5 protein-coding genes and 2 rRNA genes are annotated in these 10,734 nt (G+C 45.6%); 3 read left to right on the top strand and 4 right to left on the bottom strand.

The features are described from left to right. Positions 1 to 714: 714 nt before the first annotated feature. Together VGA08_01195 and VGA08_01190 are read right to left on the bottom strand one after the other, a co-directional pair. The gene (locus VGA08_01195) at positions 715 to 1,077 is read right to left on the bottom strand and encodes a hypothetical protein (protein HEX9679215.1); all 363 of its coding nucleotides are present in this window, start codon (positions 1,075 to 1,077) and stop codon (positions 715 to 717) included. A 156-nt stretch (positions 1,078 to 1,233) separates the two neighbouring features. Continuing rightward, positions 1,234 to 2,058 carry a hypothetical protein gene (locus VGA08_01190; GenBank protein HEX9679214.1) on the bottom strand — a complete coding sequence of 275 codons (825 nt, stop codon included), beginning with the start codon at positions 2,056 to 2,058 and terminating at the stop codon, positions 1,234 to 1,236. A gap of 114 nt (positions 2,059 to 2,172) precedes the next feature. On the opposite strand from VGA08_01190, the gene VGA08_01185 reads away from it, so the two are divergent. From VGA08_01185 to VGA08_01175, 3 genes are all read left to right on the top strand, one after another. Next, entirely contained in the window at positions 2,173 to 2,853 is a 681-nt protein-coding gene (locus VGA08_01185) for an endonuclease/exonuclease/phosphatase family protein (protein ID HEX9679213.1), read from the top strand. Next, positions 2,853 to 3,350, top strand: a complete 498-nt coding sequence (locus VGA08_01180; GenBank protein HEX9679212.1) for an NUDIX hydrolase — start codon at positions 2,853 to 2,855, stop codon at positions 3,348 to 3,350. The genes VGA08_01185 and VGA08_01180 overlap by 1 nt, the downstream gene beginning before the upstream one ends. 80 nt (positions 3,351 to 3,430) lie before the next feature. Then, on the top strand, positions 3,431 to 4,126 hold the full coding sequence (locus tag VGA08_01175) for a hypothetical protein (protein HEX9679211.1): 696 nt from the start codon (positions 3,431 to 3,433) through the stop codon (positions 4,124 to 4,126). A 132-nt stretch (positions 4,127 to 4,258) separates the two neighbouring features. Here VGA08_01175 and rrf read toward each other — a convergent pair. Together rrf and VGA08_01165 are read right to left on the bottom strand one after the other, a co-directional pair. Then, positions 4,259 to 4,369 (bottom strand): 5S ribosomal RNA (gene rrf, locus VGA08_01170). A 435-nt stretch (positions 4,370 to 4,804) separates the two neighbouring features. Continuing rightward, positions 4,805 to 10,507, bottom strand: a 23S ribosomal RNA gene (locus VGA08_01165). Positions 10,508 to 10,734: the final 227 nt, after the last annotated feature.

Here is a 10,734-nt window from a genome sequence, read left to right as displayed (position 1 = left end):
CGAGTAAACTTCGCTATACTAACGGCGGTTCATTCGGCCACCACATTGACGCCAGTTTATATGCGGGTGGTATCAACGATACGTGGGTGGAAATAAAGAATGGCCACAGGTTATCTCTGCGCCAGTTACCTAAAGGCGTTTCCTTGGAAGAATTCCTAGGTATCGAACCAGAACATTAAATTCCTTTCTCTTCGACACAGGCTTAACCCCACCCTAGCATCATGCCAAAGCTAATTTTCCCAGCGGATATTTAAACCCTTCTTTCTGTTTTGCCAGAAAGGTAATGCGCCTTTTCCCGGCGCCCTGGGACTGTCTTTTTGAAAGGCAAAGTCCCTTTCACCGCTGGCTACGCCAGCTTTGGCGACTCTATTTCTTGTGCCGACAAGAAATAGAGGAAAGAAGCGACCGCCAGCTGGCCAAACTCTGGGTTGAACTCACTAGCTCTCAATCAGTAACTTGCGGAACTCTCTCGCTTCGCTCGATCAAACAGTCCTCGTTACATTATTGTTCGCTTCATTCGTTCAATACCGGTTTGGCCAGAGGCGGTATGAATAAAAGATTGTTGATGTCCCCCACAAGAACTAGTCACACCTTGGGCAAAACCATTTTCCCACTCCGCTGGACAGCGGATTCCAAGCTAAATATGATTTAAATCATATTTCCATCCCACCCCGACGCTGGAAGTAATTTAAATCATTTTTTTCAATGCGTCTGCTAGAAGAAGCCTTCTTCGTCAAACTTAACTGCACGCATTCTCCGTCCAGGGTTTGCGGCGACATTTTCTACAGAACTAGCTACTCCGTTTTCTATTAGCGTAAACGAGTGTGGAGGATCAAATGATTTCGGAATAAACGAAGTGTCGCTACACAAAGTTTGCGTAAATTCTTCTAAGTTATCATAGTCAGCTACATCAAGTCTCACTGCTACTACCTGAGTTCCCCGTATTCGATGGTTAGTCCATAATAACAAGAATTTATACCGCTCGTTCTCGGCCGTAAATTCTCCTAAATAACGTACTATACCCCATTCATCACGTGGCGAGGCAACTTTAATCGACTTTGAGTCTAGACTAGCCATAAACTCCCGCTCTAGTTGTAGATTTTCATCATATGTCTCTGCCTCTCGCCATGATAGCTGCTTGCTCATCTGTTCTCCTCTTTAAGTTAGTGTACAACCCGATCAATGTAACGTCTACTTAAAAAGTTATGGTCCAAGGTTAGATAGCAGGAGTGCTTATGCTTCACTTAGTGTCTTTTTTACTTCATTAAGTGTTTGTTTTGACATTCTTTCTTGGCGCGTAATGTAGGTTGGAGGACTGATAAGAGTGTTCCTCACGTTTGACTGCATGGTTTGTATCGCTGCAGTGAGCTCACCGTCATTGTCAAACAAGATTTCCGGCTGCACGGTCAGGAAAAAAGAATAAACGCCCATAAAATATTTCCGTACCCGCCCGTGCTCAACAAATCCATCCACTAACGTCGCTGACAGGTAACCCAGCAGATTCCCGTCAGAGCCCTCCACGGTTCTATATTTCGGATGATAAATCACTTTCTCACCCGTGCTCAACGAATCTAAAGTGTAGCCGCCAAGCTTCGGCTTATTCGAACGAAACTCTTTGAGCGTTCTAATGTGCAAAGTGCCATCCAGACCGTAATCAGTGCAAACTTCATCCAAAGAATTTAGGGACGCTATATACTTTAGGGTCACTTTGTCCATGATATCCATGCTGATTGTCGAGTTTATATACTTCGTGGCGACTGAAAAGGTTGATGCTTGCCCTGCTTGATAAAGGCTCAGGAACTTTTCGAACCGATCATATTCATACGGTTTGAGGTAAGCTGCCGCAATGAGATTTTTAATGAGTCCAGCGGCCTGAGCGGGTGTTTCTACCACAATCAGCAAATCAATGTCAGACTGCTCTGTGACCGCAGTGTCCGCGCCATAGGTGTTAGAACCGGAGAGCAATAGACCACTTACCAACTGTTTGGCGATTCTGCCTATTTCGTGGGCTAATTGAATGTTGACACGAGCATATTGATTCAAAAAATCTCCTAGCAATCGATATTATCTTATCAGGCAGCCGAGAATTCTTAAGCTTCAATCTTCCAAGCTAAACACCCCAGCGGATATTTAAATCCCATTGCCCCCGAGTCTGGCTGATATACTTTGATGATGAAGATTGTGTCTCTAAACATTGGCGGCAACAATGATTTTGCCAGCCGCTTAGAAAGTATTACCGGTTATTTGAGCAGGAGTTCTCCAGATGTAACTTGCCTGCAGGAAGTGATGCTTCAAGAAGATGCGTCTCCCTACTCTCAGGCCAGACAGATAAATAATGTTCTGAATTTCCCGCACATCACTGAACTAATCACCAGGTATTACGTAACTTCCAAAGGAGATGCATACAAAGAGGGCTTGGCTATTATATCCAAACATCCGCTCTCTAATGTAGAGGGCTTCACACACGTCAAAATGCCGGATGACAAGCACCAAAGAATTGCTTTACTAGCAGAGGTTGAAACAGATTCCGGCACTATCAGACTGGCTAACGCCCACTTTTCCAACAATGAATATTCCAGGATGCAGTTGAGCGAACTAACGGACTTGTTATCTGCAAGGCACGAGCAACGCATAATCATTGGCGACTTTAATATGAGTCCGGAAGATGTTAGCCAGCTGGCTGGAGACGGCTATCAAAGCTCGCGTGATTTCAAAGAATATGTATCCTATCCATCCAAATCGGAAACGCTGGATTATGCCTTAGTTCCTAACGGTTTCTCATACAAATCAGTATCTGCAGATGACACCCAACTGTCAGACCACGCACCGCTAACAGTCGAGATATCAAGCTAATGTTAAAGACTATTGAAGACAGCTTTGAATACGGCGGACGGACAATCGAAATCGAGTATCGAGATGACGACAGTTTTGAAGATATTCCTAGCAATGAAACACACCAGGTTTATGGCTTGTGCTTTCTGGACGGCAAGGTAGCTATCGTGGAATACGAGAAGGATAAGCCCAATCTACCGGGAGGAAAGATAGACGCTGGCGAGAGCTGGCAAGACGGATTCAGGCGGGAAATTGACGAGGAACTAAGTATGGAAGTTATTGATATGTCCCCCATTGGCTACCAGTTTGCGACCAACATTGAAGAAAATAAAAAGTACCAGCTTAGAGTTGTGGCTACCATTCGACCAAAGACCGAACAAACTCCTGACCCCGCCGGCACTGTAACGGGTTTTAAGTTCATTGAGCCAAACGAGGTCAACAAACTAATAGACTACGGACCCGTTGGCGAAAGAATGGTGGAGCGAGCTTTAGAAAAGCTCCCCACCCTCAAATCTTAGTCGCCTCAAAAGCAAGATGAGCCGACTAAACAGAGGTGCTTATGCTTGCAGTAGTTAATTTCTAAGTTCAAAATAATGAGATGTCTGAGTTTTTGCAAAACTATTTATATCCTTTCTTTAACTCAAGTTTCTTTATTGCCCTCACGACATTATTGGTTGGAACTGCGGCTTACGTTGTATACAGAATTCAGCAACGAGACAGAAAACGAGAAGCGGCAAATATTATCTTATTGGAAATACAGAGTGCCGAAAGAATACTTCAGTTAATTAAAAAGGGTCTTGCAAAAGATCCACCTACACTGCCGCCTGATTTACGGCTTTTACCTAATGAGAGTTGGAGTAAAAATAACTACCTGTTCATTAAGGACTTTGACAGAAATGAGTGGGACTCACTAACAGATTTTTACAATAAATGTATGCTCTTAGACGAGACCATAAGATATAACAATGCTTCATTCTGGAATGATGTTGAGCAAATACGTTCCAACAAGCAGCGGATTTTAGCAGATTTATCAAAAGAATCGGCTGAAGAGTTAACAGGTACAGTACAGACTCCGAGCGTAGAAGATAAGGATGTGATTATTAAATTCAATGACCTTACTGAAAAATTCGACGAAATCTACATGAGTAAACAAGGCCGGTTTGGTTATACCCCGCAAAAAACTATCGACGATGCGAAGTTGTATATAGGTGAAATTAATCTTCGTTTATCTCAATCCAATATCGGTTTAAAGCTTAAAGTTCTTACCGGCACAAAAACTTCGCTCGAAAAATAATTCTTTAATGAGCAGCTCGGGAAGAGTAATGAGAAACCCGGACCTCCAGGTTCCCTGGCGGATTTATTCCGCCAGGGGGAGGTCGGGGTGTCTCATAAGAAAAAGCCTCCCATAAAGGAGGCTTTTTCTATAATTCGGCACCGTGCTACTTTCCCCCTAAAGAGAAGTATCATCGCCGCAGGTAAGCTTAGCTGCCGTGTTCGGGATGGGAACGGGCGTTTCCTTACCGCTATGGGCACCGAGGCTTCGCTTCGCTCGAATTATCAATATTCAATAACCAATATTCAAAGCGAGGCCTCGATGCACACTTAGTTGGATAGAAAGTGCTTAGCCAATTGATTATTGGCTATTGGTGGTTGATTATTCCCGCTTGAAAAGCGGGTTAGTCACACCGAATACTAGTTAACCTCCAGAATCTCGCACGTATGCGAAATTTCTGGTTATGCAATTTACCTGTTACCAGGGAGTTGAGGTTGGATGGGATCCAACTACAAAATCCTAGCTTTATACCAGGGAATTTTGGGCGAATGCAGTTCGAGGCAGAAGCGAAGCGCTGGGGTGGCTGTACAAAAGTACTGCCGCCCGAAGCATGCAAGCTTCTAACGAAGAAATGCATCGCATGCAACACGGGCCATGAACTTGGTTCATGGGCAGGTGTTGCGACCAAAATTTCCTGGCCGTAAAAAGTCAATGGCCCTATTAGTACGCCTCGGCTGAATGCGTTACCGCACTTACACCTAGCGCCTATCAACCTGATAGTCTTTCAGGGGGCTCTGCAGCTCCTCGCCCACGCGACGAGCAATTATCATTTTACAATTCACAATTTACATTTATTTATCATGTAGCTTTTAACAATTGCGACCGCAATGAAAAATGCCAGATGAAATATTAATGCTATTTGCAAAATGGTCAATGGTAAATACTTCTCACGCAAGTGAGAAGCTGCGGGAAACCTAATCTTGGGGTGGGCTTCGCGCTTGAGATGCTTTCAGCGCTTATCCTGTCCGAACGTAGCTACCGGGCAATGCAGTTGGTACCACAACCCGTACACCAGCGGTTCGTTCTTCTCGGTCCTCTCGTACTAGAGAAGACTCCCCTCAAGTTTCCTTGCGTCCACACCGGATATAAACCGAACTGTCTCACGACGTTCTGAACCCAGCTCGCGTACCATTTTAATCGGCGAACAGCCGAACCCTTGGGAGGTGCTTCCCCCCCAGGATATGATGAGCCGACATCGCTGTCGTTAATTCCATATTTTCATATGGCGTAGACTATATCTTCTCCCTGTCGCTTAAACTTAGACCGATAGGCCATATCTAAACTTTTCTTATGACAGGAGGTGGCGTGTTATTCCGGCAAAATAACCGGAATCTCGTCTTTCGACTCAGTCGTTACGGGGTCATTATTCAGCTTGTACCTCATGGATCCTACTACGTATGGCTCGATTAGATTATGCAAATCCCTTGAGCTAGCTATAGTAAATCGTAGCCTGAAGTAATGTTTGTCTCGGTTCAAAGCTGATTCTAGGCCAAAACTTTTCAACAATAGACTTTGTAAGAACTTTTGTTCTGGCAAAGTAAATTGCTGGGTGTTCAGATAATAAGCTGAGCGAATCCTGGTTCCGTCATCCATAAACCAAACAGCCAAGGATAGCGGATCAAGTTTCAAATCCAGCGGGATTATCTTCTTACCGTTTCGGTAGAACTGCTCGTAGTAAACCGTAAACAACGGCAAACTACGGGTTGTGAACCGATATGCGATTCTTGTGCCTCTGCCGAGGCGTGATTTGGGTTTAGCAAGTATGTAGTCCTGGAAATATCCATATTTCCAATCTACATAATCTTTCTGCTTGTAGGCGTGATTTACCTCGAGCAAAGCATTCAATCGATTGCCTTGCCGGCGTAATGTTCCATCACCTAAAAGACTACCCACTAAAATCGCGTTTTGTGCTGACGTTAGACTTCCCACGGTATTGCCCTTACCTCTTATTATACTTCACAAAAGGTATTAGGGTTTCACCGTTATAAGCCACATTGTTGGTGCAGGATTGCTCCTGCAGCACCCCAATGTTTAAGGTGCCAAACAGCGCCGTCTATGTGAACTATTGGGCGCTATAAGCCTGTTATCCCCGGGGTAACTTTTATCCGATTGCGTCGTCAATCCCACTTTCATGTACGCTCATCGCTACGCGCTGAGTAATTTTCATTGATCGTTTCTCAATTCTCATTGTCGGTATTTTCCATAAATGAAAAATGTAAATTGAAAAATGGTAAATGCTCTTCACGCAGTGAAGAGCGTACGGAACGACGGATCACTAACTCCTACTTTCGTACCTGCTTGGGTTGTAGCCCTCGCAGTCAAGCTGGCTTATGCGTTTGCACTATCATCTCGATTTCCATCCGAGACTAGCCAACCTTTGAACGCCTCCGCTACTCTTTGGGAGGCAACCGCCCCAGTTAAACTACCCGCCAGACACGGTCCGGAAACCAGAAACTGGGGACCAAATTCCAGCAGATACCATATGCCAGATTTCATATGCCAAAGATGTGCCAAATGTCATATGACAAATCTATGAAATATGCAAAATGAAAAATGTTAAATGCCTAAGAATTGCTCCACAATTTGTGGCTCCCGTAAGAGTAAAAGTATATGAAGAGTGGTATTTCACTTGTCGACTCCACGAACGCTGGCGCATCCGCTTCAAAGTCTCCCACTTATGCTGCACGACATACACCCCGACTCAATGTCAAGTTGTAGTAAAGCTCCACGGGGTCTTTTCGTCCTGGTGCGGACAGACGGCATCTTTACCGCCAATGCACTTTCACCGAGTCCTTCGTTGAGACAGTGTCCAGATCGTTACTCCATTCGTGCGGGTCGGAACTTACCCGACAAGGAATTTCGCTCAAATAGACTAATTAGAGTTGTTTTTACGATGCACTCTCGTGTTTTGCATCCTCTATGTCGCCATAGAGATCGGACTATATCTTTACGCTACATGGTTTATGTTGCGTATTGAACGTGTAGTCTCTGAGGGTTCTCTAGTTCTTCGCTTCTGCCGGTTCATAGAACCGGCCAGCCGCCTAATCCGATTTAGACCGGAATTGGCCATGTGTTGTTGGTTCTCAACCATCCTTACGACCATGCTAAACGTCTTAAAATCTGATCGCTTAGCGGTACGCAAATGATTGGCTTCAAAGAAAGGGATGATTGTTTCCAGCAGGTCTTTTCTAGACCTGACGCAGTACCGATACAAACTTTCGCGGTGGTTATCTTTACGTTTGTTCTCGTAAATATTCCCGCACCCGAAAAATGATTGTATGTCCTTGAGAACAGCCTGGCTTTTGGCGCCTTGGGTTATCACGAATTCCGGAAACACCTGGTAGCCAAATTTACTGGTTCTATTCTTGAAGATACTGACAGAAAAACATCCTTCTCCATCGGCAAACCCAACAATCCACTGTGAACTGAGTCTTCCCTGCTGATTGTCCGCACTGACCGGATTGTCACTTGGCATACTATTCTAAGGAATAAATATACCATAGTACCGTCAGATCCACGGGGTTTCCAGCATATAGTTCAATTTTACTAAGGCAGCGATTCTACCTTAGGACGGTTATAGTTACCGCCGCCGTTCACCGGGGCTTCAGTCGCAGACATACATCCGCTTCCTTAACCTTCCGGCACCGGGCAGGAGTCAGCCCCTATACATCCACTTTCGTGTTAGCAGAGACCTGTGTTTTTGGTAAACAGTCGCCTGGACTCTTTTGCTGCGGCCCCAGTGCGCCTCACAAGAGAGGCGCACAGTATACGGGAATCAGTATCTGGGAATATGGAAAATGAGTCTTCCTTGTTCCTGTATACCAGTTCCTTGATACCGTGCGTCTCATCCAGTGAGACGCGCCGGGGCAGACCTTATCCCTAAGTTACGGTCGCTGTATTGCCGAGTTCCTTAACGAAGGTTCGCTCGTACGCCTTGGTCTACTCGACCTGAGCACCTGTGTTGGTTTTCGGTACGGACGGCTATATCTATAAACTTGCCAGCTTTTCTGGTCAGCTTGGGTCACCCGAATTCCGCGCTTAACGCGCAGTTTTATTCATGCTTTACGCTCCGCACTCCATGCTCCGCTTCATATGTCGTATAGCATTTGGCATATAGCATTTGTTATCTGTTATATGCAAAATCTATGCAATATGGAATCTGCTATCTGACATATAAGCGCTGAAGCACATAGTGCGAAGCGCTAGACATTTAAACGGTCATAACCATGAGACCGCTCGGGTTACCATGCCGCGTCACTAGCACGCAACAATATAACCGGTACGGGAATATTAACCCGTTGTCCATCGCCTACGCTACACGCCTCGGCTTAGGACCGACTAACCCTGGGTTGATAAACATCGCCCAGGAAACCTTGCTCTTTCGGCGGTGGAGATTTTCACTCCACATATGGTTACTCATTCCAGCATTCTCACTTCCCCGCGCTCCAGTCTTGCTCACGCTCGACCTTCAGTGCCCGAGGAACGCTCCTCTACCAACCAGCGCGCTGCGCTGGAACTATCAATTAACAACCGTCAACCACCAAACAAATTATTAACTTTTAACGATTAATAGTTGCTTGATAGTTGTTAGTTGCCAGTTGCCAGTTCCAGTGCAAAGCACTGGTTCCACAGCTTCGGTAATATGCTTAAGCCCCGTTACATTTTCCGCGCAGGGTCTCTTGACGAGTGAGCTGTTACGCACTCTTTAAATGTATGGCTGCTTCTAAGCCAACATCCTCGCTGTTTATGAAACCCCACCTCGTTTCCCACTGAGCATATATTTAGGGACCTTAGCTGGTGGTCTGGGCTGTTTCCCTTTTGAGCGACGAGCTTAGCCCCGCCGTTCTGACTGCCACGATGAATTTTTGCGGTATTCGTAGTTTGTCAAGAGTGGGTACGCTGTAAGCGCCCCATCCCTAAACAGAGCTCTACCCCCGCAAACTACGTTCGTGACGCTAGCCCTAAAGCTATTTCGAGGAGAACCAGCTATCTCCGGGTTCGATTGGCATTTCACCGCTAACCACAGGTCATCCAAACACGTTGTAAGGTGTACTGGTGCGGTCCTCCACGAGCTGTTACGCTCGCTTCAACCTGCCCATGGTTAGGTCACCCGGTTTCGGGTCTAATCCCTGCGACTCTACATGAGACAAAACCAAGGTTTTTTCTCATCGCTTCGCTGCTCTTTTTCCAAAAAAGGATAAAATTTTCCGAAGTAAATTCGTAAAATTTTATTTATGAGTAACAAAGCCTAACTGAAAAACTCTCGGTATTGTCTCATGTAATGCGCCCTATTAAGGCTCGCTTTCACTACGGCTCCGCGGTTTTAACCGCTTAACCTGACGCCACAGAAATTAACTCGCTGGATCGTTCTACAAAAAGCACGCCGTCACGGGCTCATCACTGGTGATGAGCCCATATTACAAATTACAATTGTCATATTACAGAGATATAACATATGTCATATGTCATATGCTAAATCTTTGCTATATGTTATTTGCTATATGGAATATGCTCTTCAGCAATGAAGAGCCCGCTCCGACTCCTTGTAGGCACGTGATTTCAGGTTCTATTTCACTCCCCTCCCGGGGTTCTTTTCACCTTTCCCTCACGGTACTTGTTCGCTATCGATCATAAGACATATTTAGCCTTGGAAGGTGGTCCTCCCAGATTCAGACAGGGTTTCACGTGTCCCGTCCTACTCGAGAAGTTCGGTTTTAAGGTCGAACTGTTACCAAATCTAAAGTCGCATGGCTTTCGCGTACGGGGCTTTCACCCTCTTTGGCTTGGCTTTCCAGCCACTTCTGCTAGCCATACGATTTGTAACTCCATCGAAGCTTATAGCAGTGCTTCGTCGCAAGCAGGACGACTCGATTGAACCTCGAGTATTCCTGCCTGGTCGTTTGGTTCTCACAACCCCGTTACTTGTGTTCGGCTGCCACCTTATTCAAGGGGCGCCTCACACAAGAATTTTCAATTTACAATTATCATTTTTCATTGATTTCAAATGAGAAATGGTAAATGTTTGAAAGTTCCTGTGTGAAGCACCTAACTTGAAAACAAGTAAGGTTTGGGCTCTTCCGGGTTCGCTCGCCGCTACTACCGGAATCGTTGTTACTTTCATTTCCTCACGGTACTAAGATGTTTCAGTTCCCGCGCTTACCTCTGATGCGCCTATATATTCAACGCATAGTGACTAGGCATGACCCTAGCCGGGTTTCCCCATTCGGACATCTCCGGATCAAAGCTTGCTTGTCAGCTCCCCGAAGCTTATCGCAGACTGCTACGTCCTTTATCGGTGTCTTATGTCAAGGCATCCATCGCGTGCCCTTGAGTAACTTTTTACGTTTTCGTAACGTTTGGCCGTTTTACCTGCCAGCCGGCAGAGCCGGTTGCACTGTAAAACTCTTGGCGTATCACTGCGTCGAACTCTGCGAGGCTCCCTCGGAGTACGTTAGTACGCCTCAGTACACTTCTCGAATTCTCCTTGTGCTACATCCAAGCCAATCGCTACGAATCTATCTATTCCAAATTGTTTTGCATGAGTGCAGCGCAAGGAAGATGTGCGGAGC

It is taken from the genome of Candidatus Saccharimonadales bacterium (genome assembly GCA_036397795.1).
Classification (GTDB): Bacteria; Patescibacteriota; Saccharimonadia; order Saccharimonadales; family DASWIF01; genus DASWIF01.
This window is presented reverse-complemented; position numbering and strand designations above follow the sequence as displayed.

Excerpts from the sequence above, each read along its gene's own strand:
- VGA08_01195 (HEX9679215.1), bottom strand. The coding sequence starts at position 1,077 with ATGGCTAGTCTAGACTCAAAGTCGATTAAAGTTGCCTCGCCACGTGAT.
- VGA08_01180 (HEX9679212.1), top strand. The coding sequence starts at position 2,853 with ATGTTAAAGACTATTGAAGACAGCTTTGAATACGGCGGACGGACAATC.
- VGA08_01185 (HEX9679213.1), top strand. The coding sequence starts at position 2,173 with ATGAAGATTGTGTCTCTAAACATTGGCGGCAACAATGATTTTGCCAGC.
- VGA08_01175 (HEX9679211.1), top strand. The coding sequence starts at position 3,431 with ATGTCTGAGTTTTTGCAAAACTATTTATATCCTTTCTTTAACTCAAGT.